This is a genomic window from Streptomyces sp. NPDC024698 (genome assembly GCF_055559015.1).
This window is the reverse complement of sequence record NZ_JBVHLK010000014.1, coordinates 28,605-53,806: the sequence shown is the minus strand read 5'-3', so window position 1 is coordinate 53,806 and position 25,202 is coordinate 28,605. Positions and strand designations below refer to the sequence as shown.

The 25,202-nt window shown below is 71.7% G+C and carries 24 protein-coding genes; 18 read left to right on the top strand and 6 right to left on the bottom strand.

Going from position 1 to position 25,202, the window contains the following annotated elements; genetic code table 11:
- Positions 1 to 16: 16 nt before the first annotated feature.
- Complete coding sequence (locus ACZ4AA_RS26620) at positions 17 to 520, bottom strand: PH domain-containing protein (protein WP_467607956.1); 504 nt, start codon at positions 518 to 520, stop codon at positions 17 to 19.
- A gap of 31 nt (positions 521 to 551) precedes the next feature.
- On the opposite strand from ACZ4AA_RS26620, the gene ACZ4AA_RS26615 reads away from it, so the two are divergent.
- Entirely contained in the window at positions 552 to 1,703 is a 1,152-nt protein-coding gene (locus ACZ4AA_RS26615; protein WP_467607953.1) for an NADH-quinone oxidoreductase subunit D, read from the top strand.
- Here ACZ4AA_RS26615 and ACZ4AA_RS26610 read toward each other — a convergent pair.
- Complete coding sequence (locus ACZ4AA_RS26610) at positions 1,668 to 2,960, bottom strand: SAM-dependent methyltransferase (protein ID WP_467607950.1); 1,293 nt, start codon at positions 2,958 to 2,960, stop codon at positions 1,668 to 1,670. The two genes, ACZ4AA_RS26615 and ACZ4AA_RS26610, sit on opposite strands and share 36 nt — an antisense overlap.
- Before the next feature lie 189 nt (positions 2,961 to 3,149).
- On the opposite strand from ACZ4AA_RS26610, the gene ACZ4AA_RS26605 reads away from it, so the two are divergent.
- From ACZ4AA_RS26605 to ACZ4AA_RS26595, 3 genes are all read left to right on the top strand, one after another.
- Positions 3,150 to 4,355: a sensor histidine kinase gene (locus ACZ4AA_RS26605; protein ID WP_467607946.1), complete on the top strand. Its 1,206-nt coding sequence runs from the start codon at positions 3,150 to 3,152 to the stop codon at positions 4,353 to 4,355.
- Positions 4,356 to 4,445: 90 nt separating this feature from the next.
- A complete protein-coding gene (locus tag ACZ4AA_RS26600) occupies positions 4,446 to 5,117 on the top strand; it encodes a response regulator transcription factor (RefSeq protein ID WP_467607942.1) in 672 nt (223 codons plus the stop codon).
- A gap of 85 nt (positions 5,118 to 5,202) precedes the next feature.
- Positions 5,203 to 5,835 carry an AAA family ATPase gene (locus ACZ4AA_RS26595; protein WP_467607937.1) on the top strand — a complete coding sequence of 211 codons (633 nt, stop codon included), beginning with the start codon at positions 5,203 to 5,205 and terminating at the stop codon, positions 5,833 to 5,835.
- A gap of 318 nt (positions 5,836 to 6,153) precedes the next feature.
- On the opposite strand, the gene ACZ4AA_RS26590 is transcribed toward ACZ4AA_RS26595, so the two are convergent.
- Positions 6,154 to 7,260, bottom strand: a complete 1,107-nt coding sequence (locus tag ACZ4AA_RS26590; protein ID WP_467607932.1) for a DUF5937 family protein — start codon at positions 7,258 to 7,260, stop codon at positions 6,154 to 6,156.
- 158 nt (positions 7,261 to 7,418) lie between these two features.
- On the opposite strand from ACZ4AA_RS26590, the gene ACZ4AA_RS26585 reads away from it, so the two are divergent.
- A complete protein-coding gene (locus tag ACZ4AA_RS26585) occupies positions 7,419 to 7,637 on the top strand; it encodes a hypothetical protein (RefSeq protein WP_467607929.1) in 219 nt (72 codons plus the stop codon).
- A 20-nt stretch (positions 7,638 to 7,657) separates the two neighbouring features.
- On the opposite strand, the gene ACZ4AA_RS26580 is transcribed toward ACZ4AA_RS26585, so the two are convergent.
- The gene (locus ACZ4AA_RS26580) at positions 7,658 to 8,950 is read right to left on the bottom strand and encodes a threonine aldolase family protein (RefSeq protein ID WP_467607924.1); all 1,293 of its coding nucleotides are present in this window, start codon (positions 8,948 to 8,950) and stop codon (positions 7,658 to 7,660) included.
- Between the two features lie 218 nt (positions 8,951 to 9,168).
- Between ACZ4AA_RS26580 and ACZ4AA_RS26575 the strand changes: the two genes are divergently transcribed.
- The 11 genes from ACZ4AA_RS26575 to ACZ4AA_RS26525 all read left to right on the top strand — a co-directional run bounded on the left by ACZ4AA_RS26575 (position 9,169) and on the right by ACZ4AA_RS26525 (position 19,159).
- Positions 9,169 to 10,107, top strand: a complete 939-nt coding sequence (locus ACZ4AA_RS26575) for a Rossmann-like and DUF2520 domain-containing protein (protein WP_467607920.1) — start codon at positions 9,169 to 9,171, stop codon at positions 10,105 to 10,107.
- Positions 10,104 to 11,096 carry a pantoate--beta-alanine ligase gene (gene panC, locus ACZ4AA_RS26570; RefSeq protein ID WP_467607916.1) on the top strand — a complete coding sequence of 331 codons (993 nt, stop codon included), beginning with the start codon at positions 10,104 to 10,106 and terminating at the stop codon, positions 11,094 to 11,096. Before ACZ4AA_RS26575 ends, panC begins: the two co-directional genes overlap by 4 nt.
- The gene (locus ACZ4AA_RS26565) at positions 11,093 to 12,862 is read left to right on the top strand and encodes an L-aspartate oxidase (protein ID WP_467607913.1); all 1,770 of its coding nucleotides are present in this window, start codon (positions 11,093 to 11,095) and stop codon (positions 12,860 to 12,862) included. Before panC ends, ACZ4AA_RS26565 begins: the two co-directional genes overlap by 4 nt.
- A gap of 5 nt (positions 12,863 to 12,867) precedes the next feature.
- Positions 12,868 to 13,845: a carboxylating nicotinate-nucleotide diphosphorylase gene (gene nadC / locus ACZ4AA_RS26560; protein WP_467607910.1), complete on the top strand. Its 978-nt coding sequence runs from the start codon at positions 12,868 to 12,870 to the stop codon at positions 13,843 to 13,845.
- Between the two features lie 8 nt (positions 13,846 to 13,853).
- Positions 13,854 to 14,651 carry a type III pantothenate kinase gene (locus ACZ4AA_RS26555; RefSeq protein ID WP_467607907.1) on the top strand — a complete coding sequence of 266 codons (798 nt, stop codon included), beginning with the start codon at positions 13,854 to 13,856 and terminating at the stop codon, positions 14,649 to 14,651.
- 141 nt (positions 14,652 to 14,792) lie between these two features.
- Positions 14,793 to 16,460 carry a hypothetical protein gene (locus tag ACZ4AA_RS26550; protein ID WP_467607904.1) on the top strand — a complete coding sequence of 556 codons (1,668 nt, stop codon included), beginning with the start codon at positions 14,793 to 14,795 and terminating at the stop codon, positions 16,458 to 16,460.
- Positions 16,461 to 16,622: 162 nt separating this feature from the next.
- The gene (locus ACZ4AA_RS26545; protein ID WP_467608301.1) at positions 16,623 to 17,207 is read left to right on the top strand and encodes a hypothetical protein; all 585 of its coding nucleotides are present in this window, start codon (positions 16,623 to 16,625) and stop codon (positions 17,205 to 17,207) included.
- Between the two features lie 13 nt (positions 17,208 to 17,220).
- A complete protein-coding gene (locus ACZ4AA_RS26540; RefSeq protein WP_467607900.1) occupies positions 17,221 to 17,406 on the top strand; it encodes a hypothetical protein in 186 nt (61 codons plus the stop codon).
- A gap of 168 nt (positions 17,407 to 17,574) precedes the next feature.
- Positions 17,575 to 18,015 carry a BlaI/MecI/CopY family transcriptional regulator gene (locus tag ACZ4AA_RS26535; protein ID WP_467608298.1) on the top strand — a complete coding sequence of 147 codons (441 nt, stop codon included), beginning with the start codon at positions 17,575 to 17,577 and terminating at the stop codon, positions 18,013 to 18,015.
- 9 nt (positions 18,016 to 18,024) lie between these two features.
- Positions 18,025 to 18,594 (top strand): amino-acid N-acetyltransferase, encoded by a 570-nt coding sequence (locus ACZ4AA_RS26530; RefSeq protein ID WP_467607897.1) that lies wholly within the window; start codon positions 18,025 to 18,027, stop codon positions 18,592 to 18,594.
- A gap of 229 nt (positions 18,595 to 18,823) precedes the next feature.
- Positions 18,824 to 19,159, top strand: a complete 336-nt coding sequence (locus tag ACZ4AA_RS26525; RefSeq protein ID WP_467607894.1) for a histone-like nucleoid-structuring protein Lsr2 — start codon at positions 18,824 to 18,826, stop codon at positions 19,157 to 19,159.
- On the opposite strand, the gene ACZ4AA_RS26520 is transcribed toward ACZ4AA_RS26525, so the two are convergent.
- Positions 19,138 to 19,878: an SCO3374 family protein gene (locus ACZ4AA_RS26520; protein ID WP_467607891.1), complete on the bottom strand. Its 741-nt coding sequence runs from the start codon at positions 19,876 to 19,878 to the stop codon at positions 19,138 to 19,140. The two genes, ACZ4AA_RS26525 and ACZ4AA_RS26520, sit on opposite strands and share 22 nt — an antisense overlap.
- Before the next feature lie 430 nt (positions 19,879 to 20,308).
- Between ACZ4AA_RS26520 and ACZ4AA_RS26515 the strand changes: the two genes are divergently transcribed.
- Complete coding sequence (locus ACZ4AA_RS26515; RefSeq protein WP_451886400.1) at positions 20,309 to 22,837, top strand: ATP-dependent Clp protease ATP-binding subunit; 2,529 nt, start codon at positions 20,309 to 20,311, stop codon at positions 22,835 to 22,837.
- 803 nt (positions 22,838 to 23,640) lie between these two features.
- On the top strand, positions 23,641 to 24,294 hold the full coding sequence (locus ACZ4AA_RS26510) for a M23 family metallopeptidase (protein ID WP_467607888.1): 654 nt from the start codon (positions 23,641 to 23,643) through the stop codon (positions 24,292 to 24,294).
- A gap of 189 nt (positions 24,295 to 24,483) precedes the next feature.
- Here the strand turns inward: ACZ4AA_RS26510 and ACZ4AA_RS26505 are convergent, their stop codons facing one another.
- Positions 24,484 to 25,095 carry a TetR/AcrR family transcriptional regulator gene (locus ACZ4AA_RS26505; RefSeq protein WP_467607884.1) on the bottom strand — a complete coding sequence of 204 codons (612 nt, stop codon included), beginning with the start codon at positions 25,093 to 25,095 and terminating at the stop codon, positions 24,484 to 24,486.
- Positions 25,096 to 25,202 lie beyond the last annotated feature (107 nt).

The following is a 25,202-nucleotide window of genomic DNA, read 5'->3' as shown; positions in this document are numbered from 1 at the left end:
TCCGGGGAGGCCGTGCTCACAGGCCCGCCGATCGTGCCTCGCCCAGTTCGGTCAGCCGGTCCCGCAACCGCTCGGCCTCGGCCGGTTCGAGACCGGGGATGCGCGCGTCGGTGGCCGCGGCGGCCGTGTGGAGCTGCACACCGGCGAGTCCGAAGTGACGTTCCAGCGGCCCGGAGGTCACCTCGACCAGCTGCATGCGCCCGTACGGCACCACGGTCTCCTCACGCCACAGCACCCCGCGGCTGATCAGCAGGTCGTCCGCGCGTTCCGCGTACCGCCAGGAACGCCAGTTGCGCCCCAGCATGCGCCAGCCCCACGCGGCGAGCGCGAGCGGCAGCAGGGCGAAGGCCGCCCAGCCCCGACCGGCGAGCAGGGCGAGGAGCACCCCGACGGCGATCGTCAGGAGTCCCAGCCACACCACCAGCAGCAGTCGTCGCATGTGCAGCAGCCCCGGAGGCAGTCCGGTCCAGACCGGCTCCCCCGGCGCGCTCTTCCCGGTCCGTGCGCTCCCCGTCTCCATGGAGCAAGCGTACGTACGAGAGACTGTGGCCATGACTCCCATGACGGAGACCGTGGTCGGTGTCGGCGGAGCCGCCGAGAGCACCGACATGGTGCTCAACATCGGCCCCCAGCACCCCTCGACCCATGGCGTGCTGCGGCTGCGGCTCGTCCTCGACGGTGAGCGGATCCAGCACGCCGAGCCGGTGATCGGCTACATGCACCGCGGCGCCGAGAAGCTCTTCGAGGCGCGTGACTACCGGCAGATCATCATGCTCGCCAACCGCCACGACTGGCTGTCGGCCTTCTCGAACGAGCTGGGCGTCGTCCTGGCAGTGGAGCGGATGCTCGGCATGGAGGTCCCCGCGCGCGCGGTGTGGATGCGCACGCTGCTCGCGGAGCTCAACCGGGTCCTCAACCACCTGATGTTCCTCGGCTCCTACCCCCTGGAGCTGGGCGGGATCACGCCGATCTTCTACGCCTTCACGGAGCGCGAGGAGCTCCAGCACGTCATGGAGGAGATCTCCGGCGGGCGCATGCACTACATGTTCAACCGCGTCGGCGGCCTCAAGGAGGACCTCCCGGCGGGATGGGCCACGCGCGCGCGTGCCTGCGTCGCCGCCCTGCGCTCGCGGATGGGCGTGTACGACGACCTGGTGCTCGGCAACGAGATCTTCCGCGGGCGGACGCGCGGTGTGGGCGTCCTCACTCCCGGGGCGGTGCACGCGTACGGCGTGAGCGGCCCCATCGCGCGGGCCTCCGGCGTCGACTTCGACCTGCGCCGCGACGAGCCCTACCTCGCCTACGGGGAGCTCCAGGACACCCTGAGGGTCGTCACGCGCGAGGAGGGCGACTGCCTGGCACGCTTCGAATGCCTCCTTGAGCAGACCCACAACGCCCTGGACCTCGCGGACGCCTGTCTCGACCGGCTGGCCGAACTGCCGCCGGGCCCGGTCAACCAGCGTCTGCCGAAGGTCCTGAAGGCGCCCGAGGGACACACGTACGCATGGACCGAGAACCCGCTCGGCATCAACGGCTACTACCTCGTCAGCAAGGGCGAGAAGACCCCGTACCGGCTGAAGCTGCGCTCCGCGTCGTTCAACAACATCCAGGCGCTCACCGAACTGCTGCCCGGGACCCTGGTCTCCGACATGGTGGCGATCCTCGGGTCACTGTTCTTCGTGGTCGGGGACATCGACAAGTAGGCCTTCGAGGCCCGGGAAGGCGACCGGCTGGAGCAGCCAGCCGAAGTCGCCGAGTCCGCCCGGAGCGGTCAGCTCGGCCGCCTGTCCGGCGCCCGCCAGGGCGCGCACATAGGCGGCCGGGTCCGAAGAGGCGAGCGAGAGCGGGGGGCGGGCGCCGCTCACGCCCAGCGCGCGCAGTGCCGCGCGCTGCGTCAGCACGTGCCCTCCGTGCAGCGCGCACGCGTCGAGCGCCACATGCGCGGTGATGTCGCACGAGCCGTCCGGCACCGGGGTCGTTTCGCGGCCCTCCCGGAAACCGGTGAGGGTGCCGAAGGGCGGACGCCCGCCGGCGCGGTGGGCGTAGTCGACGGCGACGGCGAGGCCCCGGTCGAGCGCGGACACGGCGGAGGCCCAGGCGAGGTCCCGGGGGAGCCCGATCTCGGCCCGCGCGCCCTCCATGGGCGCGAGGAGCGCCCCGGAAGCCGTGTCCGCCCCTGGCGGGCGGGGTGCTCCTTGTACGCGCTCGGGGCCCGGATCTGCCCCCGGGGCGGGGACGGGTCGGCTTTCCGGCGCGGGGCGCCCGGAACCTTCGGGCGTTGGAGCGGGCACGGGGTTCAGGTGTCCTGCCGGGGCGGGGTCCGGGCGCCGTCCCGGATCGGGGTCCAAGGGCCGGCCCGGCCCTGTTCCCGGTGCGGTGTCCGGGTCCGCTTTCGGCGCGGGTCCGGCGTCGGGAGCGGGCCACCACCAGGTTCGCAGCCAGCGGGCGTCCTCCCCGGTGACCGGGTCCCCGAGCCGTTCGGTGCCGTCGTCGCGGACGAGGACCAGCCGCGGCACACCGTCCGGGCCCGCCTCGGCGACGTCCACGGGGACGTTGTCCAGCCACTCGTTGGCGAACAGCAGCCCGGTGACCCCCACCGGCGGTTCGCCGAGCCATGAGATCCGGGGGTCGAGGCCGGCCGGCCGGTCCGCCCGCTCGACCGCGTACGCGCGTGTGCGGGCGGCCACATCGGCGGGGAGGGCGGCCAGGACGCCGGTCACCAGCTCGCCGCGGCCCGCCGCCATGTCCACGAAGGCCAGCGGGTCCGGGTGGCCGAGCGCCGCGTCGAGGCGGCACATAAGCCGTGCCACGGCGCCCGCGAACAGCGGGGAGGCGTGCACGGAGGTCCGGAAGTGCCCGGCAGGCCCTTCGGGCCGGCGATAGAAGCCCGAGGGGCCGTACAGCGCCTCCTCCGTCGCCTCACGCCATCCCCGCCACGCACCCGCCGCCGCACGTTCCACGGGGCCAGGCTAGTGGCCACCCGCCGGGGCCGGTTCCCCGCTGAGCGGGCGGCGGTCCCGGGGCCGTCCGAAAGGCGCCCCCTGAGCGTCCCGCGGCGGAGGCATCCACCTTGGGGAGTACGAGGGGCGGTCCCGGATCGGTCCTCCGGTTGACCCGGGCACACCGCGCGCCTCCCTACTCTGGGTTACGTGCAGCGCCTCTATGACCTTCTCCGCAGGTACCCGACATGGGTCGACACCTTCTGGGCCGTCGCCCTCCTCGGGATCTCCTGGGTGAGCATCAGCAATGTCAACGGCGCCGCGGAGGGACCGTCGTCGACCGCCGTGGCGCTCCCGATCGCCTTCGCGCTGAGCGCCGTCCTCGCGCTGCGCCGCCGCATGCCGGAGAAGATGCTGGTCCTGGCCGTCCTGGCGGGCCTCGCACAGCTGGTCCTCGACGTGCCGTCGGCGCCCGCGGACTTCGCGATGCTGGTGATCATCTACACGGTCGCCGCGAACGGCGCCCGCTGGGCCTCGCGGCTCGCGCTGATCGGCGGCCTGTGCGCGGGCACGATCGCGCAGCTCCGCTGGCCCGCGCACGAGACCAGCGGGCCCGGCGGCGTCTTCATAGCGATCTTCCAGACCGTTCCGTTCGCGCTCGCCTGGGTGCTCGGCGACTCCATCCGCACCCGCCGCGCCTACCTCGCGCAGCTGGAGGAGCGTGCCGCCCGCCTGGAGAAGGAGCGCGAGGCGCAGGCCAAGGTCGCGGTCGCCGCCGAGCGCGCCCGGATCGCACGCGAGCTGCACGACGTCGTCGCGCACAACGTCTCGGTGATGGTGGTGCAGGCCGACGGCGCCGCGTACGTCATGGACACCGCACCGGACCAGGCCAGGAAGGCGCTGGAGACCATCTCGGGGACCGGCAGGCAGGCCCTCGCCGAGATGCGCCGGCTGCTCGGCGTCCTGCGCACCGGCGAACACCAGGAGGGCGGCGAGTACGTGCCGCAGCCCGACGTCGAGCAGCTCGACGACCTCATCGCGCAGTGCCGCACCTCGGGCCTGCCCGTCGACTTCAAGGTGGAGGGCACCCCGCGCCCCCTGCCCAGCGGTGTGGAGCTCACGGCGTACCGCATCGTGCAGGAGGCCCTGACCAACACCCGCAAGCACGGAGGCCCGAACGCGGGCGCCAGCGTCCGTCTGGTCTACTTCGACGACGGCCTCGGCCTGCTCGTCGAGGACGACGGCAAGGGCGCTCCGCACGAGCTGTACGAGGAGGGCGGCGCCGACGGACAGGGGCACGGCCTGATCGGCATGCGGGAGCGCGTCGGCATGGTCGGCGGCACCCTGGACGCCGGTCCCCGGCCCGGCGGGGGGTTCCGTATCAGCGCCCTGCTGCCGCTCAAAGCGGCCCACTGACACCTGTACACCACCGGTCCTCGCGGCCGGCCAGCCTGTAGGCACCCGGTCCTGACCTGACGACCGGCCCGACGAAGTGAAAGGCCCCCGATGGCGATCCGCGTGATGCTCGTCGACGACCAGGTGCTGCTGCGCACCGGCTTCCGGATGGTGCTCGCCGCCCAGCCGGACATGGAGGTCGTGGCGGAGGCGGGAGACGGCGTCGAGGCCCTCCAGGTGCTGCGCGCCGGCGAGGTCGACGTGGTCCTGATGGACGTCCGCATGCCGAAGCTCGACGGTGTGGAGACCACCCGCCGCATCTGCTCGGACCCGAACCCGCCGAAGGTGCTGATCCTGACCACCTTCGACCTGGACGAGTACGCGTTCTCCGGGCTGAAGGCGGGCGCCTCCGGCTTCATGCTCAAGGACGTGCCCCCGGGTGAGCTGCTCGCCGCCATCCGTTCCGTGCACAGCGGCGACGCGGTGGTCGCGCCGTCCACCACCCGGCGTCTGCTCGACCGGTTCGCCCCGCTGCTGCCCAACGCGGGCAAGGAGCCGCAGCACAAGGGCCTGGAACGACTCACCGACCGCGAGCGCGAGGTCATGATCCTCGTCGCCCAGGGTCTGTCCAACGGGGAGATCGCGGCCCGTCTCGTCCTCTCCGAGGCCACCGTGAAGACCCACGTCGGGCGCATCCTCACCAAGCTGGGACTGCGGGACCGGGTCCAGGTGGTCGTCCTCGCCTACGAGACGGGACTCGTCAGGGCGGGCGGGCTCGGCTGAGACCGCACCACGGCCCACGCCCCGCGACCGGAGGCCGGCGCGGTCGCGTGACCGGGACGTGACCGGCGCGCACTAGGGTCTGCGCATGCTTCTGTGGATCAACGGGCCCTTCGGGGGCGGCAAGACACAGACCGCGCACGAGATCCGGCGCCGGCTGCCCGGCAGCGTCATCTGCGATCCGGAACATGCCGGCTTCGGTCTCCATCGCATGCTTCCGCCCGAACTCCGCGGCGATTTCCAGGACTTGGCGTCCTGGCGGCAGGGCGTGGTCGAGGTGCTCGACCTCGCGCTCGGCGAGCGGGACGGTGTCGTCATCGCCCCGATGACGGTCACGGACCCCGTGTACTTCGGGGAGACGGTCGGGCGGCTGCGTGAACTGGGCCACGACGTACGGCACTTCACGCTGCTGGCCGAACCCGGGACCGTCCTGCGGCGGCTGCGCGAGCGCGGCCTGGGGCACGTCGTGCGCCATGTCGCCGGGAAGGACGTCCCGTTGCGGCGCGAGAGCTGGGCCGTGGGGCAGCTCGACCGCTGCCTGGAGCGGCTGCGCGAGCCCGAGTTCGCCGAACACCTGTGGACCGACGACACGACGGTCGCCAGGACCGCCGAGCGGATCGCGGTCCTCGCGGGGCTGACCCTGACGCCGAACCGGGACGGTGCCCTGCGCGGACGCCTGCGCCGGGCACGGACGAGCGTGCGCCACATCCGCTTCGACTGACCCGCAGGCCGAAGGCGGCCCCACCTCGGGTCCGGACAGGTTCTCGCCCCCTCCGCCCCTACCCGACCCGCCGCCCCCGGACCCCTGCTCCTCAAACGCCGGAGGGGCTGAAATTCGCCGGCCGGAGCCGAAATGTGGACGGACCCGCAGCCGGGATACAACGCGAGGGGCCGTGCCGGTACATCGATGCCGGTCGCCACCGACGCCCACTCCTCACCCGACGGCGACGGGCTGATGCACCGGCACGGCCCCGACCCACCCACCGGACTGAAGCCACACCGCTCACGGGCTGAAGGCGCCCGGGCCGACCCGGCGCCGTCAGCGCAGGAGTCCCTCCAGGAAGTCGCTGCCCAGCCGGGCCACCACGGTGACGTCGAGCTGATGCAGCACATACCGGCCGCGCCGCCTCGTGGTGATCAGCCCCGCCTTCTTGAGCACACTCAGGTGCCGGGATATCTCCGGCGCGGTCATGCCGTGCACCTGCGCCAGCTCGCCCGTGGTGTACGCGCTGCGCGCCAGATGACGGCAGATACGCATCCGGACCGGATGGGACAGGGCGCTCATCCGCAGCGTGAGCTGTTCCACGGAAGGCGGGGCGGAGAGCTCGGGGGAGCTGACCGGATAGTGCAGCACCGGCTGCCATCCGTACCGGTGCAGCACCATCAGGTGCGGACGGCCGAGGCTGGTGGGGACGAGGAGGAGACCGCCGCCGGCCGTGACCGTGCTTCCCTCGGTGAGCTTGTCCACCGTGATGATCCGCGCCGTCTCGTCCAGGGACAGGGCGGAGGAGACGGAGGCCAGCGCCTCGGACAGGCCCTTGTGCCGGAGCAGATCCGTCTTGTGGCGGGCCTCCGCGGCGAGCGGGTGGCGCAGCCGGGACCAGGTCTCGGCGAAGAAGGCCTCGTCGCAGTCCTCCAGGAACTGGCGCAGCCACGCCCGCACCCCCGGCGGGTCCGCCAGCAGCCGCTCGGTGAACCGGGTCTGCTGGGGTCCCCGGGAGGCGGCCAGGTCCACGGCCCGCCGCCGCACCTCGGGGTCGGCGAGGGCGTGCGGCCCCTCGGTGCCGTACGCGAGCGCGCAGGTGAACTCCAGGGCCGCGTCCACGAACTGCTCGTCCGTGAGCTTGTCCAGCAGGTCCAGGTCCTCGGCGAGCGTCGCGCCGGGCAGCGAGGGGCCGCCGGGAACACCCGCGCACGGCAGGAACAGGTCCGAGAACGTCGTGCGCCACAGGAAGTCCGCCTCGCACATCCGGTCCGCGAGATGCGGGTCGAGCCCGGCCGTCACCCCCGTCGCCCAGCCCTGGAGCCCGGGGTGGTGTCCCGGCTCCGCCAGCGCGTGCAGCGCCATCCCCAGCTCGGCCAGCGGCGAGGGCACGACGGCCGTCCGCTCCGGCCGCAGCCCGTCGATGTCGATGCGCACGCTCATGCCCCCATGGTGCACCCCGCCACCGACAGCGGCCGCCGTCGATTGACGGCGGCCGTCAATCGACGGGACAGCCGCTGTGGTCAGGCGCAACCTGGGACGACCGGGGCGGTCCGCGCGGGGCCCTCGGATCCCATCCCTCTCCCGAGAGGCGGTCGGCCATGAGCGTCACCCAGCAGTACCTCCTGGACAGCTACCGGGCCTCGCAGCACGCGGAAGCCGCTCCGCCCGCCCCCGGCAGCCACGACTGGGAGACGGCCCGGGAACTGCGCGACTACCGGCGGTTCCGGGCCGTCCTGGCCGGACATCCGGCCCGCGGCCGGCTGCGCGGCGCCCTGAGCCGGTGGCTGCACGGCACGCACCGGCGGCCGGTCCACTGAGACGCCGCGGGGGCCCCTCGCTACCCGGTGATCCGCTCCGGCAGCCGCTCCACGAACGCGCGGGCCGCCGCCTTCACGTCGTCCGCCGTCCACTCCAGGCCCGGCTCCGCCACCGTGACCTCGGTGTACGCGAGTCCCGGGCCGCCCCGGTTCCAGCCCTGGGCGAACAGGCCCGTCCCCGTCTCCTCGACCTGCCGCAGGGCCGCGTCCGAGAGGACGTCGGGCTCGTAGGGCAGCCAGACCTGGAACTGGTGGGTGTGCGGCTCCTCCGGGTGGACCCGGACCCAGGGGACCCCCGCCTCGGTGAAGCCCTCGCGCAGCGCGCCGGCCACCACGCGCGCGTGGGCGACGTAGTCCGGCAGCCGGGGCAGCTCCCGCTCCAGGCCGATCAGCGCCGACAGGACCGTCGGGAACTGCTGGATGATCATGCCGCCGTACCGGTGCCGCCAGGTCTTCGCCTCGTCCACGAGCGTCCTCGGTCCCGCGACGGCCGCACCGCCGAACCCGCCGAGCGACTTGTAGAACGAGACGTACACGCTGTCCGCGAGGCCGGCGATCTCCTCCAGGGAGCGGCCGAAGTGCGGGGTGCACTCCCACAGCCGGGCCCCGTCGATGTGCACCACGGCGTCGCGCTCCCTGGCCGCCTCCACCACCTCGGTGAGCTCCTCCCAGGTGGGCAGGACGAAACCGGCGTCCCTGAGCGGCAGTTCCAGCAGCAGGGCGCCGAACGGTTCGGGGAAGTCGCGTACCTCCTCGGCCGTGGGCATCCGGGGCTCGTTCGTCAGACGGACCGGACGCAGCCCGCTGACCTGGCTGAACGCCTGCCGTTCATGGACCTCGGGGTGACTGAGGCCGTGCAGGGCCACGGTCGGGTCGCCGGTCCGGCCCGCCCAGCAGCGCAGGACCACCTGCTGCGCCATGGTCCCCGTCGGGAAGAAGACCGCCGCCTCCGTGCCCAGCAGTCCGGCGACCCGTTCCTCCAGGGTCTCGACGACGCCGTCGCCGTACATGTCGATCCGCTGGTCCAGGTCGCACACGGCACCGGCGCCCTCGCTCAGCCAGTCCAGACGCTCGCGCAGCGTCTGCTGGTGGCTGGGCCGCCACAGCACCCGCCCGGCCGCCTTCCAGGCCACCGCGCGCCGCTCGAACCGCTCCTTGGGAGACAGCTCCGCCGCCCCCGCACCGCCCTGCTCCGCCGCTCCCTCACCGCCCTGCTCCGCAGGATCGGCTCCGCCCCGCTCCGTCGTGGGTTCAGTCCCGCCCCGCTCCGCAGGTTCCGCTCCGCCTCGTGCCGCCGTATCGCTATCACTCATCCCAGGATCATGTCCCGAGCCGGGCCTGTCGGGCATCCCGAATTCGGCCCGCCGGTGACCTGCGGAAATCCCGCTCCGGCGGTCGGCTCGCGGGCGCCGCGGCGGCGCGCGGGAACCCACAGCCTGTGGATGGCCGAACAGCCCTCCGGCCAATCGCGTTAACATGACGAGAAATCGTCCGGTACCCCGAGCGGACTGGAACGGAAGGCCGCCGTCGAGTGAGTACACATCCCCAGCCAGAGCCCAAGGACCGCCCAGCGCGGCTGACCGTCGGTGTCGTCGGCGCAGGCCGTGTCGGACCCGCGCTCGCCGCCGCGCTCCAGCTCGCCGGACACCGCCCGGTGGCCGTCTCCGGCGTCTCCGACGCCTCCCGCCGACGGGCCGCGCAGCTCCTGCCCGACGTGCCGATGGTGTCCCCGGCGGAGGTGCTCCAGCGCGCCGACCTCGTGCTGCTGACCGTGCCCGACGACGCGCTCCCCGGGCTCGTGGAGGGGCTCGCCGAGACCGGCGCCGTCCGGCCGGGACAACTGCTGGTGCACACCTCCGGACGCTACGGCGCGCGCGTGCTGGAGCCGGCCCTCCGCGCGGGCGCGCTGCCGCTGGCCCTGCACCCCGCGATGACGTTCACCGGCAGCGCCGTCGACGTCCAGCGGCTCGCCGGCTGCTCCTTCGGGGTCACCGCCCCCGAGCAGCTGCGGCTGGCCGCCGAGGCCCTGGTGATCGAGATGGGCGGCGAGCCCGAGTGGATCGCCGAGGAGTCACGGCCGTTGTACCACGCGGCCCTCGCGCTCGGCGCCAACCACCTGGTGACCCTGGTCGCCGAGTCGATGGAACTGCTGCGCACCGCCGGTGTCGAGGCCCCCGACCGCATGCTCGGACCGCTCCTCGGCGCCGCTCTGGACAACGCCCTGAGGTCCGGTGACGCGGCCCTGACCGGACCCGTCGCGCGCGGGGACGCGGGCACGGTCGCCGCGCACGTCGCCGAACTGCGCCGGCACGCCCCGGAGACCGTCGCCGGCTATCTGGCGATGGCCCGCGCGACCGCCGACCGGGCGCTCGCGCACGGATTGCTCAAGCCCGAACTCGCCGAGGACCTCCTGGGAGTGCTCGCCGCCGGGACGGACGCGCCCCAGGGGACCGAGGGAGACACCCGATGACCACCGCCCTGATGCGCACCGCCGGCGAACTGTCCGCGCGCGCCCGCACCGGCCGCAGAGCCGTCGTGATGACCATGGGCGCCCTCCACGAGGGCCACGCCACCTTGATCCGCGCCGCCCGCGAGATCGCGGGAGACACGGGCGAGGTGGTCGTCACCGTCTTCGTGAACCCCCTCCAGTTCGGCCGGGGCGAGGACCTCGACCGCTACCCGCGCACCCTCGACGCCGACCTGAAGATCGCCGAACAGGCGGGCGCGGACGTCGTGTTCGCCCCCTCCGTCGACGAGGTCTACCCCGGCGGCGAGCCCCAGGTCCGGATCTCCGCGGGACCCATGGGCGAGCGCCTGGAGGGCTCCGTGCGGCCCGGCCACTTCGACGGCATGCTCACCGTCGTCGCCAAGCTGCTGCACCTGACCCGCCCGGACGTGGCCCTGTTCGGCCAGAAGGACGCCCAGCAGCTGGCCCTGATCCGGCGCATGGCACGCGACCTGAACTTCGGCGTCGAGATCACCGGCGTCCCCACCGTGCGCGAGGACGACGGCCTCGCCCTCTCCAGCCGCAACCGCTACCTCTCGGCCGAGGAGCGGCGCACCGCGCTCGCCCTCTCCCAGGCCCTGTTCGCCGGCCGTGACCGTCACGCCGCCCAGGAGGCGCTGCGCGCGCGGGCCCTCGAAGTGCCCGCCACGCACGCGCGTGCCGAGGCCCTCAGCGCCCTGGGCGAGTCCCGGGCCGCGGCCGACGCGCACGCCGTCGCCAAGGCCGTCCCCGGCTGGCCCGGCGGCGTCCGCTCGGCGGCCCGGCTGGTCCTGGACGAGGCGGCCCGGATGAAGCCGCCCCTGGTCCTGGACTATCTCGCGCTCGTCGACCCCGGCGACTTCACGGAGATCCCGGACGACCACACCGGCGACGCGGTCCTCGCCGTCGCCGCCCGGGTCGGGACGACCCGGCTGATCGACAACATCCCCCTCACCTTCGGAGCGGCCTCGTGACCGGCAAAGGCACAGGTTCAGACACCGCCACTGGCACCGGCATACGCCTGCACGCGCCCGCCCCCGGCTGGGCCCTGACCGCGGACGTCGTGGTCGTCGGCTCCGGCGTCGCCGGGCTCACCGCGGCCCTGCGCTGCGAGGCCGAGGGGCTGCGGACCGTCGTCGTCACCAAGGCCCGCCTGGACGACGGTTCCACGCGCTGGGCCCAGGGCGGCATCGCCGCCGCGCTCGGCGAGGGCGACACCCCCGAGCAGCACCTCGACGACACCCTCGTCGCGGGCGTGGGCCTGTGCGACGAGGAGGCCGTGCGCATCCTCGTCACCGAGGGCCCCGACGCGGTACGCCGGCTCATCGCGACCGGCGCCCACTTCGACGAGTCGTCCGAGGGCGACCTCGAACTCACCCGCGAGGGCGGTCACCACCGCCGCCGCATCGCGCACGCGGGCGGCGACGCGACCGGCGCCGAGATCTCCCGGGCCCTCGTCGAGGCGGTCCGCGCGCGCGGACTGCGCACGGTCGAGAACGCGCTCGTCCTGGACCTCCTGACGGACGCCGAGGGCCGCACCGCGGGTGTGACCCTGCACGTCATGGGAGAGGGCCAGCACGACGGCGTGGGCGCCGTGCACGCCCCCGCCGTGGTCCTCGCGACCGGCGGCATGGGCCAGGTGTACTCCGCGACCACCAACCCGTCCGTCTCCACGGGCGACGGCGTGGCCCTCGCGCTGCGCGCCGGCGCCGAGGTCTCCGACCTCGAATTCGTCCAGTTCCACCCGACCGTGCTCTTCCTCGGCCCCGACGCGGAGGGCCAGCAGCCCCTGGTCTCCGAGGCGGTACGCGGCGAGGGCGCCCACCTGGTCGACGCCGACGGCGTGCGCTTCATGCTGGGACAGCACGAGCTGGCCGAGCTGGCGCCCCGGGACATCGTCGCCAAGGGCATCACGCGCCGCATGCAGGAGCAGGACGCCGAGCACATGTTCCTCGACGCCCGGCACTTCGGCGCCGAGATGTGGGAGCACCGCTTCCCCACGATCCTCGCCGCCTGCCGGGCCAACGGCATCGACCCGGTGACCGAGCCCGTCCCGGTCGCCCCGGCCGCCCACTACGCCTCCGGCGGCGTCCGCACCGACGCCCGTGGCCGCACCACGGTCCCCGGTCTGTACGCGTGCGGTGAGGTCGCCTGCACGGGCGTCCACGGCGCCAACCGGCTCGCCTCCAACTCCCTGCTGGAAGGCCTCGTCTACGCCGAGCGCATCGCCGCCGACATCGTGGCGAGCCACGCCGGGGACGGCCTGCACGCGCGCGTGCCCCAGCCCGTCCCGCACCCCGAGACCCCCGCGCACCCGCTGCTCGCCCCCGAGGCCCGCTTCGCGATCCAGCGGATCATGACGGGCGGCGCCGGAGTGCTGCGTTCCGCCGCGTCCCTCCAGACCGCGGCCGAGCAGCTCCAGCGGCTGCACACCGACGCCCGGGACGCCCTCGACGAGAACGGCAAGACCTCCGAGCCGGGCGTCGACACCTGGGAGGCCACCAACCTGCTGTGCGTGGCCCGCGTTTTGGTCGCCGCCGCCCTCCTGCGCGAGGAGACCCGGGGCTGCCACTGGCGCGAGGACCACGCCGACCGGGACGACGAGCAGTGGCGCCGCCACATCGTCGTACGGCTGAATCCCGACCGGACCCTCGCCGTCCGCACCACCGATACCGCAGACTTCCCCCCGACATCCCGGCAGCCCCACACGGCGCCCCCGTCCCGTCCCCAGGAGCAGTGACCGAAGTGAGCACCCACGACCTTCCCCTCGCCGAGAGCGGCGGCTGCGGCGACGGCTGCGGCTGCGACGCAGACATGGACGAGGCGTACATGGAGTGCGGCCTCGATCCCGCTCTCGCCCAGCTCCTGGCCGACGCCGGCCTCGACCCGCTGGAGGTCGAGGACATCGCGAACGTGGCGATCCAGGAGGACCTCGACCACGGCGTGGACGTGACGACGGTCGCGACCATCCCCGAGGACGCCGTCTCCACGGCGGACTTCACCGCCCGGGACGCGGGCGTCGTCGCGGGCCTGCGCGTCGCCGAGGCCGTCCTGTCCGTCGTCTGCACCGACGAGTTCGAGGTCGAGCGGCACGTCGAGGACGGCGACACCGTCGAGGCCGGGCAGAAGCTGCTCAGCGTCACCACGCGCACCCGCGACCTGCTGACGGCCGAACGCAGCGCCCTCAACCTCCTGTGCCGCCTGTCCGGCATCGCGACCGCCACGCGCGCGTGGGCGGACGCCCTGGAGGGCACCGAGGCGAAGGTGCGGGACACCCGCAAGACCACGCCGGGCCTGCGCTCCCTGGAGAAGTTCGCGGTGCGCTGCGGCGGCGGCGTCAACCACCGCATGTCGCTGTCCGACGCGGCGCTGGTCAAGGACAACCACGTGGTCGCCGCCGGCGGGGTGGCCGAGGCCTTCAAGGCCGTACGGGAGATGTTCCCCGAGGTCCCGGTCGAGGTCGAGGTCGACACCCTGCACCAGCTCCGCGACGTCGTGGACGCGGGCGCCGACCTGATCCTTCTGGACAACTTCACGCCAGCGGAGTGCGAGGAGGCGGTCGCCGTCGTCGCGGGCCGGGCCCTGCTGGAGGCCTCCGGCCGGCTCACCCTCGCCAACGCCGGGGCCTACGCGAAGACGGGCGTCGACTTCCTGGCGGTGGGCGCGCTCACGCACTCCGCCCCGATCCTCGACATCGGCCTCGACCTGCGAGCGGCGGAGTAACCCCGGCCATGCTGCTGACCATCGACGTAGGCAACACGCACACGGTCCTGGGCCTCTTCGACGGGGAGGAGATCGTCGAGCACTGGCGCATCTCCACCGACTCGCGCCGCACCGCCGACGAACTCGCCGTGCTGCTCCAGGGCCTCATGGGCATGCACCCGCTGCTCGGCGAGGAACTCGGCGACGGCATCGACGGCATCGCGATCTGCGCGACCGTGCCGTCGGTGCTGCACGAGCTGCGCGAGGTGACGCGGCGCTACTACGGCGATGTCCCCGCCGTCCTCGTCGAGCCGGGCGTCAAGACGGGCGTGCCGATCCTCACGGACAACCCCAAGGAGGTCGGCGCCGACCGGATCATCAACGCCGTCGCGGCCGTCGAGCTCTACGGGGGACCGGCGATCGTCGTCGACTTCGGTACGGCGACGACCTTCGACGCGGTCAGCGCGCGCGGCGAGTACGTCGGCGGTGTCATCGCCCCCGGCATCGAGATCTCCGTCGAGGCGCTCGGCGTCAAGGGCGCGCAGCTGCGGAAGATCGAGGTGGCCCGGCCCCGCGCGGTGATCGGCAAGAACACCGTCGAGGCGATGCAGTCCGGCATCATCTACGGGTTCGCGGGCCAGGTCGACGGGGTCGTGACCCGGATGGCGCGCGAGCTCGCCGGCGACCCCGAGGACGTGACCGTCATCGCGACCGGCGGACTGGCCCCGATGGTCCTCGGCGAGTCCTCGGTGATCGACGAGCACGAGCCGTGGCTGACGCTGATCGGGCTGCGCCTGGTGTACGAGCGGAACGTCTCGCGCACCTAGGGCGACAGGGTCCGGACTCACGAGAGCCGGATTCACGGAGCCTTCGTACAACCGGAGTTCATACAACCTTCTGGTCGGGTTCATGGTCATCGTGGGTGCCTTCGGGGTGTCCCGGGGCCCTGGACCACCAGAGGAGTTCGGATGAGATCGGTTCCGGCTGCGGCCAGAACGGCCGGCAGGAGATGGGCCCGGTCGGCCGTGTGCGCCCTCGCCGCGGCGACGGCCCTGACGGGCCTGTCCACCGGATCGGCGGCTGGGGCGCCCGCGCCGGCCGGCACCCACGTGGAGCTGGACGCTCCGGCGACCGCGCAGGCCTTCCCGCATCCGTCCTACGGACTTCCGATGAACGTGTGGGTGCGCAACACAGGGACGACGACGCTCGACTCCTACCAGCTCACCGTCGATGCCGCGTCGCTCAAGGGCGTCGCCGATGTGACGGCGTGCGCGAGCGGGAAGCCCGCGAACCCCGTCAGGGTCTGCGCATCCGACGGAATCCTCCCGTCCCGTGGGAGCCGCGCCTACTCGCTCGATCTGCGGCGGGCGAAGAACGCGGCGGTCGGCGCCTCGGGCGAGATCCGCGTGACCCTGGCATCGCACGGAGTGCAGCTCGCGACGCGGACGATCAAGGTGACGGTTCCCGACGCGGGCGTGGTCCTCGACCGCCTGGAGCGGACGCCCGGCAGCCAGAAGGTGAAGCCGGGAACCTCCCTGAAGGTGACGAGCGGGTTCACCAACTACGGTGCCGACGCGCAGAACACCACGGGTCTGGGCATGTACTACTCGGGCCTGACGCCCGACGAGGAATTCAGCAACTGCGAGTACTCGACGTCCCACGGCACCGCGAACGGCGGCGGCACGGTCTTCTGCGACTTCGAGGGTCCGTTCGCCGTCGACGGATCGTACGACCTGGACCTGGGTTCGATGACCGTCGACACCGCCGTGCTGGACGGCGAGGTGTCGGTCTCGTACGGGAGCGCGGAGCCCGTGTGGAACGGCCAGCCGCACCACCGCGGCACCGGCCGTGAGCTGAAGCCGACGCCCCGGCCCGCCTCGGCGCCCCCGGGCACGCCGCAGGAGCAAGGGCGGCTTGGCTTCGACGTCGACAACACCATGGACTGGCAGGCGCTGGGAGCCTCCACACGGCAGAAGAAGCCGGGCGACCCGGTGGCGGTCACGGTCGGCATCCGCAACAACGGGCCCGCCGGCACCCGGGCGTGGGGCGGCAGCGAACCCGGCGAGGACTCCACGTTCACGGCCCACGTCGTCCTTCCGGCCGGGACGGAGGCGGTCGCCGTTCCCGAGGGCTGCGTCAAGTTCACGGCCAAGAACGGTGCCGTGGACTACGAGTGCGTCAAGTTCGACCGCAACGACGGCTGGATCGACCCCGGCCAGCAGTCGACCTGGACCTTCGAACTGCGCGTCCTCGATCCGGCCGCGCTGAAGCCGGGCAGGGTCAAGGCGGACCGGTGGAAGAGCGACCCCGACCCGGACAACAACACCGCGCCCGTCGTCGTCGTCGCCGCGGGCCACGCCTCGGGCAGCGGCGGTGCGACGGGCGGCTCGGGTAGCACGGGCGGCTCGGGTGGTACGGGCGGTACGGCGGGCTCCACGGGCTCGGGCGGTACGTCCGCGGCCTCCGGCGGGGCGCAGGGTTCCGGCGCCGGTACGGCCACGGGAGGCACCGGGAACGGGCCCCTGGCCGCGACCGGAGCGAGCCCCGCGACGGCGCTCGCCGCAGCAGCGTCGGTGCTGGCCCTGCTCCTCGGCGCCGGACTGTTCCTCGGCCTGCGCCGCCGGGCGGCACGCTGAGCGCAAGGAGGCGCGTGATCTGACCCCGCGGGCCCGTTCTCCGGATCTTCCTGGTCCGAAGGGCGGGCCCGAGCCGCGCCACAAGAATTACATTCTTCTGATTCTTCACATTCGGTGCGTATCGTCACTTTCATGCCCACGCCCTATGGATCCCACGGCGGCATGGCGTTCGGCGCGGAGGAGCTGCGTGTGCTCCGCCGTGCCCTCGCCCTCGCCCTGCAACCCAGCCCCGTCTCGGCCGAGGACGTCCAGGACTGCCTCCGCCTCGCCGAGTCCATCGACGAGGCGGCCCACGAGGGGACCAGGCTCCGGGCCTTCCTGCTGGCCGACCTGACCCGCTACCGGGCCGCGCTGCCGGGCACCGCCGCCGGATACTTCGCCCTCCTGGAGGAGGTCCTCGCCTCCGGCTACCGGCCGAACCCCGACGACCTCGCCGCGCTCCGCGCGCTGCGCGGCAACCCCGTGGCGGCGGTCCTCCTGGAACGCTGCCGGGTCCTCGCCGAGCAGGACGTGCGCGCCCGGCTCGCGGGCCGCGCGGTCGCCCCGGTCCCGGCGTCCCGCACCCGGCTGCTGGCCCTGCCGGGCGGCCGCGCCGCCGAGGAGCCCGACCGCAGGCCCGCGCCGGGAGAGCAGCCCCGGACGCCGCGCCCGGACCGGCCCGTCCCCACCCCGGGCGAGGTCTTCCCGCCGCGGCGCAAGCCCGGGCCTCCTCCGGCCGACCCGCCGCAGCAACTCGCGGCGGGCTAGCTACTCTGGGGGCATGGACTACGTCTCCGCGCTCGTGCCCCCGGTAGTGATGGCCGTGTTCTTCATCGGGCTCATCGTGACGATCGTGAAGAGTCAGGGCGGGGCCAACAAGGCCAAGGAGGACGGGGTCGTCGACGCCGCCCTCGCGCGCGTGGAGGCCGCCCGGCAGACCTCGGCCCCCAAGGACGCCGGGGCCTGAGCCCCGGGCGGCCCCCGGCGCGCCCGCCGGGCCCTCCCCGGCGCCCGCCCGCCCCGTACCGGACGGCGCTGTCAGCGGCGTACGACTCGGACGTTTCCTGCGTCCTTCGAGTCGTACGCCCTTTTTGTTGACTCTCTCCCACTATTGTTCTGAACTGTGCCTCGCCCATTGGGAGAACTCGAAGACGCGGTCATGACGCGGGTGTGGAAGTGGAACCGCCCGGTGACCGTTCGGGAAGTCCTGGAAGACCTTCAACAGGAACGGTCCATCGCGTACACCACGGTGATGACCGTTTTGGACAATCTCCATCAGAAGGGCTGGGTGCGTCGCGAGGCGGAAGGCCGGGCCTATCGATATGAGGCCGTCTCCACACGGGCCGCCTACTCGGCGGCACTGATGAACGACGCCTGGTCGCAGAGCGACAACCCCGCGGCGGCTCTCGTCGCCTTCTTCGGGATGATGAGCGAGGAACAGCGGGTGGCCCTCAGGGACGCCATGCGCATCGTGCAAGGGCCCGAACCGCAAGCCCCCGAAGCCGTCGAAAGGCCACCGGCGCCCGAGCCCTCGGAGGAGAACCCCGCCGCCGACGGGGACGCCCCCGGGCGATAGCGTCCGCTCATGTCAGCAGAGCATCCCGCGGAGGTTCCGGCAGGGCTTCCGGCGGAGCATCCCGAAGTCACCGCAAAAGCCGTCACCGTCCGGCGGGCCAGGACCGGCGATGTCGCGGCCGTACGACGACTCCTCGACGCGAACGTGCGCCGCCGTATCCTGCTCGACAAAGCCACCGTCACCCTTTACGAGGACATCCAGGAGTTCTGGGTCGCGGAACGCGACGACAACGCCGAGGTGGTCGGCTGCGGCGCCCTGCACGTGATGTGGGAAGACCTCGCGGAAGTCCGCACGCTCGCGGTGAACCCCGCGGTCAAGGGCCTGGGCGTCGGCCATCAGTTGCTGGAGAAGTTGCTCCAGACCGCCCGCTGGCTCGGTGTTCGACGGGTTTTCTGTCTGACCTTCGAAGTCGGCTTCTTCGCGAAGCACGGCTTCGTGGAGATCGGCGAGACGCCCGTCGACACCGATGTCTACGCCGAGCTCCTGCGTTCCTATGACGAGGGCGTCGCGGAGTTCCTCGGTCTCGAACGGGTGAAACCGAACACCTTGGGCAACAGCCGGATGCTTCTGCATCTGTGATCGCCGCCGGCTATTCCGCCGGAGCGCCTTGCCCACGTTCCCTATGTCCGAAACGCGCACGTTTCCGGGCGGGCGGAGTCCCGTGAGTCTCCGCCAGGGGTTTGTGTTTTTCCAGCAAAAGCGGTTTGCTTTCCGACGTAGTGCAGTACTGCATATAACAAGGGACGGCGAAACGGCGGACGCCGCGAGGCCCTCCTTGCCCTTGAAGTTATCGATGAAAGGAAATCCGGTGGCACAGAAGGTTCAGGTCCTTCTTGTCGACGACCTCGACGGTGGCGAGGCGGACGAGACCGTGACGTTCGCGCTGGACGGCAAGACGTACGAAATCGATCTCACGACCGCCAATGCGGACAAGCTCCGTGGCCTTCTCGACGCCTACGTCAAGGGTGGCCGTCGTACCGGAGGCCGTGCTTCGGGCGGACGTGGAAAGGCCCGCGCCGCTTCCGGTGGCAGCCAGGACACCGCGCAGATCCGTGCCTGGGCGAAGGAGAACGGCCTGGAGGTCAACGACCGCGGCCGCGTTCCCGCGTCCATCCGTGAGGCCTACGAGACGGCCAACGGCTGAGCGCGCGCCCGCCGCAGCATGACGCGGTGGCACTGTGTCGCCATCGTCTGCACCAGTCGCACGAGATCGGGGGCGCCCCCAACGCCCCCGCCGGCGGTCCCGCCGCCCAGTGCCGACAGCGTCGGCAACGCCGTCTCCACCTCGCGGCCGGGCTCCGGGGGCCGCAGCCAGCGGGTGGCCCCTCGTGGGGCCGTCCCCGTTCCCGTTCCCGGACAGGCTTCCGGCCGCTCCCCGGGACGGGCCCGCGGACCGTCCCCGGGCCGGCCTCCGGGCCGTGCCCCGAACCCCGAAGGCCCCGCGGCGCGGGGACCCGGTGCCGCGGGATCCCCGGGATCCGGCGCCACCGCGACGCCGGGACCGGGCCGCGGCGGAGCCTCGACGCTTCCGCCCTCGCCGATCGCCACGAGATCCAGCGCGAGAGAGCCCCACTCCAGCCAGTCGAGCAGCCCCGGCAGCTCCTCCGCGCTCCCCGCGGCCACCAGCAGCCGCATCCGCTCCCCGCGCAGGGCCACCGGAGAACCCGGCCCCAGATGCCGCAGGGCGGGGAATCCCGCCTCGGCCGGAACGTCGAGGACGTCGAAGCGCAGCCCCGTGACCAGCCGTACCGGCGCTCCGGGCACTGTCGCCCAGCCCAGTTCGTTTTCGTACCACCGGCGTACCGGATCGACCGGATCACCCGGATCGGACGGCCGACGGGGGACAGGGACGGTGGCAACCATGCAAGGAGCAACCGCCGGAAGGCACCCGGAGTTACGCTGGGTGTTTATGTGACCGCACAGAGTTCCGGAAAACGGGGCGTGCGGGAGCGTTCCGCCGGGCATTGATGTTCGCCCGTAGCGGAGGGAACCGGTGCGCGCGGCATGGACTGTCCGTGCGCGCGGGTAAGACATGCCTAGTGGGAGGGGCGACACGCAGGGCCTCGGCATCTCACGTTCGCCATCGGCGTACAGCGGGAGAGGGTATCTGCCTGGCCTGCGGGAACATCGTCTCGCACCATCAGGTTGGAGCAGATGTCGGCGTTCGGGGTCAGGAGGCCAAGGACGGTGTCGGCAGTTGGAATGAGCGGTCCCCGCTTGCGGGACTAAGCTGCGGAAGGACAGGGAGGGGAGCGTCCCCTTACTGCCTGACCGCTCTGAGGAGCGATTAACGATGTTCGAGAGGTTCACCGACCGCGCGCGGCGGGTTGTCGTCCTGGCTCAGGAAGAAGCCCGGATGCTCAACCACAACTACATCGGCACCGAGCACATCCTCCTGGGCCTGATCCACGAGGGTGAGGGTGTCGCCGCTAAGGCCCTGGAGAGCCTCGGGATTTCGCTCGAGGCGGTCCGCCAGCAGGTGGAGGAGATCATCGGGCAGGGCCAGCAGGCCCCGTCCGGGCACATCCCCTTCACCCCCCGTGCCAAGAAGGTCCTGGAGCTCTCGCTCCGCGAGGCCCTTCAGCTGGGCCACAACTACATCGGCACGGAGCACATCCTGCTCGGCCTGATCCGTGAGGGCGAGGGCGTCGCCGCCCAGGTCCTGGTCAAGCTGGGCGCAGACCTCAACCGGGTGCGGCAGCAGGTCATCCAGCTGCTCTCCGGCTACCAGGGCAAGGAGACCGCCGGCGCCAGTGGCGGTCCCGCCGAGGGCACTCCCTCCACGTCCCTGGTCCTCGACCAGTTCGGCCGGAACCTCACCCAGGCCGCTCGTGAGTCCAAGCTCGACCCGGTCATCGGGCGCGAGAAGGAGATCGAGCGGGTCATGCAGGTGCTGTCCCGTCGCACCAAGAACAACCCGGTGCTGATCGGTGAGCCCGGCGTCGGCAAGACCGCCGTCGTCGAGGGCCTCGCCCAGGCCATCGTCAAGGGCGAGGTGCCCGAGACCCTCAAGGACAAGCACCTCTACACCCTGGACCTCGGCGCGCTGGTCGCCGGCTCCCGCTACCGCGGTGACTTCGAGGAGCGCCTGAAGAAGGTCCTCAAGGAGATCCGCACCCGCGGCGACATCATCCTGTTCATCGACGAGCTGCACACGCTCGTCGGCGCGGGTGCCGCCGAGGGCGCCATCGACGCCGCTTCCATCCTGAAGCCGATGCTGGCCCGCGGTGAGCTCCAGACCATCGGTGCCACCACGCTGGACGAGTACCGCAAGCACCTCGAGAAGGACGCGGCCCTCGAGCGCCGCTTCCAGCCGATCCAGGTGGCGGAGCCTTCCCTCCCCCACACGATCGAGATCCTCAAGGGTCTGCGCGACCGGTACGAGGCCCACCACCGCGTGTCCATCACGGACGAGGCCCTGGTGCAGGCGGCGACGCTCGCCGACCGGTACATCTCGGACCGCTTCCTGCCCGACAAGGCGATCGACCTGATCGACGAGGCGGGCTCCCGGATGCGCATCCGCCGGATGACCGCACCGCCGGACCTCCGTGAGTTCGACGAGAAGATCGCGGGCGTGCGCCGCGACAAGGAGTCGGCCATCGACTCCCAGGACTTCGAGAAGGCGGCCTCTCTCCGCGACAAGGAGAAGCAGCTGCTGGCGGCGAAGGCCAAGCGCGAGAAGGAGTGGAAGGCCGGCGACATGGACGTCGTGGCCGAGGTCGACGGCGAGCTGATCGCCGAGGTCCTCGCCACCGCCACCGGCATCCCGGTCTTCAAGCTGACCGAGGAGGAGTCCTCGCGTCTGCTGCGCATGGAGGACGAGCTCCACAAGCGGGTCATCGGCCAGAAGGACGCCATCAAGGCGCTCTCGCAGGCGATCCGCCGTACGCGAGCGGGTCTGAAGGACCCGAAGCGTCCCGGTGGTTCCTTCATCTTCGCCGGCCCCTCGGGTGTCGGTAAGACGGAGCTGTCGAAGACCCTCGCGGAGTTCCTCTTCGGTGACGAGGACGCGCTGATCTCCCTCGACATGTCGGAGTTCAGCGAGAAGCACACGGTCTCGCGTCTCTTCGGTTCGCCCCCCGGCTACGTGGGCTACGAAGAGGGCGGCCAGCTGACCGAGAAGGTCCGCCGCAAGCCGTTCTCCGTCGTCCTGTTCGACGAGGTCGAGAAGGCCCACCCGGACATCTTCAACTCGCTGCTGCAGATCCTGGAGGACGGTCGACTGACCGACTCCCAGGGCCGGGTCGTGGACTTCAAGAACACGGTCATCATCATGACGACCAACCTCGGCACCCGGGACATCTCCAAGGGCTTCAACCTCGGCTTCGCGGCCGTGGGCGACGTCAAGACGAACTACGACCGGATGAAGGCCAAGGTCAACGAGGAGCTGAAGCAGCACTTCCGCCCCGAGTTCCTGAACCGTGTCGACGACACGGTGGTCTTCCACCAGCTGACCGAGGAAGACATCATCCAGATCGTCGACCTCATGATCGCCAAGGTCGACGAGCGGCTGAAGGACCGGGACATGGGCATCGAGCTCAGCCCGACCGCCAAGTCGCTCCTCGCGAAGAAGGGCTACGACCCCGTGCTGGGCGCCCGGCCGCTGCGCCGGACCATTCAGCGCGAGATCGAGGACATCCTCTCCGAGAAGATCCTCTTCGGCGAGCTCCGTCCCGGCCACATCGTGGTCGTGGACACGGAGGGCGAGGGCGACACCAAGGCCTTCACCTTCCGCGGTGAGGAGAAGTCGGCCCTTCCCGACGTCCCGCCGATCGAGCAGGCCGCCGGCGGCGCCGGTCCCAACCTGAGCAAGGAGGCGTGACCTCAGGGTCCGCCTGAAAAGGGGCTGCCCCGGGACTTCGGTTCCGGGGCAGCCCCTTTTTTCACGTCCGTGGAGGAGCCACAGGAGGCTCTGGGAGTCCTAGGTCGTGTCCGGGGTCGGCAGGCCCGTCGAGGGGGCGGACCAGGGTGCGCAGCGGAAGGACGACGGGGATGCGCTCTCCCCGCCCGCGCTCCCCGCTCCCCGCTCCCGGCTCCCCGCTCCCCGCTCCCTGCTCCCCGCGCCGCGGTCACCGCCGGCCGTCGCACCAGCGTGGTCGGACAACCGCGCGCTCCGGCAGCCGGTCGACACGGCTGCTCCGGGGGTGTCCGCGGACGGTTCGCCGGTGCCTCAAGGCCCTTGAAAACAGGGGCCGGAGGGGTAGCCCGCGTCACATTCAGGAGGTCCTGGATCCGGCGCCCCGGTGACATGACGCACAGGCGGTTTGTCCGGTACTAGGGCGAATAGTGGATAAGTGAAAACGGACAAAAAGGACCTTTGGCCCAGGGTGGACAGGGCTGTCGGCAGGTCGTGAGGATGGAGTGGCCCGGGGCAGGTTTAGCAAGGGATGTACAGGCCTGAAGTGGAGGTAAACCCTGGATTTCGGACCAAAGGGGCAAGATCCCGCGCCGGATGTCCGAGGTGTCAAGGTTCGGGAAGTTTTGCGATGAACTACTACCTTGGGCCGTAGATGGGGGGTTTGAGTCCGGCCCAGGGGCCGGGTTACCAATGAATGGCCCGCTCGGTGGCCAGCACCGCACCGGAGTGGTTGTTCAAGCCCCCGTCCCCGTCTCCACGAGGTTTTCATGTCGAAGCGCGTCACGTCCCGCAAGTCCCTTACGTCCATGGTCCGCACTCGGGCGGCCGTCCTGGCCGTCGGCCTCGGCGCCTCGGTCGTGCTGGGCGCAGGGGTCGCGACCGCCGCCGAAACGGGCGTCAGCAGCAGCGCCACCGTCACCGCGGCCGACGCGGTGCACACCCAGGCCGCGGCTCAGGCGAAGGCCGCCACCGCGAAGAAGGCGGCCGCCGCGAAGAAGGCCGCGTCCTGGATCGACCCGGTCGCGAAGTACACCCTGTCCGCCACCTTCGACCAGGCCGGCGGCATGTGGGCCCACAAGCACTCCGGCCAGGACTTCGCCGTGCCGCAGGGCACCAACGTCATGGCGGCCCACGGCGGCACCGTCGTCAAGGTCGGCCCCAACGGCGCCGGTGACGGCCCGGCGTACGGCAACGCCATCGTCATCAAGCACGCCAACGGCAAGTTCTCGCAGTACGCCCACCTGTCGCGCATCGACGTGCGCGTCGGCCAGGTCGTCTCCACCGGCCAGCACATAGCCCTGTCCGGCAACACCGGTAACTCCAGCGGCCCGCACCTGCACTTCGAGATCCGTACGACCCCGAACTACGGCTCGGCCATCAACCCCGTGACGTTCCTGCACAGCATGGGTGTCACTGTCTGACCCTCGCGCCGGTGATCCGGCGTGCGGCACCGGCCCGAACGGCCGGAGCGGAGACCGAGGCGGAGTCCCGGCACCGAAAGCGGTGCCTGGGCTCCGCTTTCGCGCGCCCGGAACCGGAACGGGAGGACTCGCCCCCCGCCGGGGGGCGGACGCCGGAAGGTCCCGTCCCCGCGCGGTCGGAACCGGCGCCTAGGAGGCTTCGCCCTCGGAGGCCGCGCCGCCCGCGTGGGCCTGGGTCACCAGGTCGATCGCGACCTCCAGGACGGCCTTGCGCTTGTCCTCGGGGTCGCCCTCGACGTCCTTGAGCACGAACATGCCGGCGTGCATCGTGAAGAGCGCGCTGATGCAGCGGACCTGGTCGGTCAGCGCCGATCCGGGCTCTTTGATGATCTCCAGCATGCTGATCATGCGGTCCTTGAAGGTCTCGCCGATGCTCAGCTCGCGTACCGTCGCCTGGTTCTCCTGCATGAAGCGGAAGAGTGGTGAGGCCCCGCCGAGGGCGTCGCTGTAGCGGCGCAGGACCTCCTGCTTGGTCTCCAGGGTGTGCGGCTGCTGCGCGCCCCACTCGATCAGCTCGTCCAGTGGCCGCGTCAGATCCTCGAAGAGACTGATGAGGATCTCTTCCTTGGTCTTGAAGTGGTAGTAGAGCGCCGCTTTGGTGACGTCGAGGTGTTCGGCGATCTCGCGCAGCGAGGTCTTCTCGTAGCCCTGCTCGGAGAAGAGTTCGAGGGCTACGTCCTGGATGCGCTGCCGAGTGTCGCCCCGGCGCTGCCGCTTGATGCCGTCCATGGTGCCGCCCATTCTCGTACTCCTCGCGCTCCCTTGAAACTTACCTGTCGACCGGCTGGCAAAACTAGTGTTACTTACTTGACGCCCGGCTAGTTACAGGGCTATTTTCCTGAGTGTAG

What these genes read in the sequence shown, in the direction of transcription:
- ACZ4AA_RS26510 (WP_467607888.1), top strand. Translation starts at nt 23,641, where the DNA reads ATGTCGAAGCGCGTCACGTCCCGCAAGTCCCTTACGTCCATGGTCCGC.
- ACZ4AA_RS26515 (WP_451886400.1), top strand. Translation starts at nt 20,309, where the DNA reads ATGTTCGAGAGGTTCACCGACCGCGCGCGGCGGGTTGTCGTCCTGGCT.
- ACZ4AA_RS26615 (WP_467607953.1), top strand. Translation starts at nt 552, where the DNA reads ATGACTCCCATGACGGAGACCGTGGTCGGTGTCGGCGGAGCCGCCGAG.
- ACZ4AA_RS26545 (WP_467608301.1), top strand. Translation starts at nt 16,623, where the DNA reads ATGGCGTTCGGCGCGGAGGAGCTGCGTGTGCTCCGCCGTGCCCTCGCC.
- ACZ4AA_RS26595 (WP_467607937.1), top strand. Translation starts at nt 5,203, where the DNA reads ATGCTTCTGTGGATCAACGGGCCCTTCGGGGGCGGCAAGACACAGACC.
- ACZ4AA_RS26530 (WP_467607897.1), top strand. Translation starts at nt 18,025, where the DNA reads ATGTCAGCAGAGCATCCCGCGGAGGTTCCGGCAGGGCTTCCGGCGGAG.
- ACZ4AA_RS26585 (WP_467607929.1), top strand. Translation starts at nt 7,419, where the DNA reads ATGAGCGTCACCCAGCAGTACCTCCTGGACAGCTACCGGGCCTCGCAG.
- ACZ4AA_RS26505 (WP_467607884.1), bottom strand. Translation starts at nt 25,095, where the DNA reads ATGGGCGGCACCATGGACGGCATCAAGCGGCAGCGCCGGGGCGACACT.
- ACZ4AA_RS26580 (WP_467607924.1), bottom strand. Translation starts at nt 8,950, where the DNA reads ATGAGTGATAGCGATACGGCGGCACGAGGCGGAGCGGAACCTGCGGAG.
- ACZ4AA_RS26540 (WP_467607900.1), top strand. Translation starts at nt 17,221, where the DNA reads ATGGACTACGTCTCCGCGCTCGTGCCCCCGGTAGTGATGGCCGTGTTC.
- ACZ4AA_RS26520 (WP_467607891.1), bottom strand. Translation starts at nt 19,878, where the DNA reads ATGGTTGCCACCGTCCCTGTCCCCCGTCGGCCGTCCGATCCGGGTGAT.
- ACZ4AA_RS26550 (WP_467607904.1), top strand. Translation starts at nt 14,793, where the DNA reads ATGAGATCGGTTCCGGCTGCGGCCAGAACGGCCGGCAGGAGATGGGCC.
- panC (WP_467607916.1), top strand. Translation starts at nt 10,104, where the DNA reads ATGACCACCGCCCTGATGCGCACCGCCGGCGAACTGTCCGCGCGCGCC.
- ACZ4AA_RS26600 (WP_467607942.1), top strand. Translation starts at nt 4,446, where the DNA reads ATGGCGATCCGCGTGATGCTCGTCGACGACCAGGTGCTGCTGCGCACC.
- ACZ4AA_RS26555 (WP_467607907.1), top strand. Translation starts at nt 13,854, where the DNA reads ATGCTGCTGACCATCGACGTAGGCAACACGCACACGGTCCTGGGCCTC.
- ACZ4AA_RS26620 (WP_467607956.1), bottom strand. Translation starts at nt 520, where the DNA reads ATGGAGACGGGGAGCGCACGGACCGGGAAGAGCGCGCCGGGGGAGCCG.
- ACZ4AA_RS26590 (WP_467607932.1), bottom strand. Translation starts at nt 7,260, where the DNA reads ATGAGCGTGCGCATCGACATCGACGGGCTGCGGCCGGAGCGGACGGCC.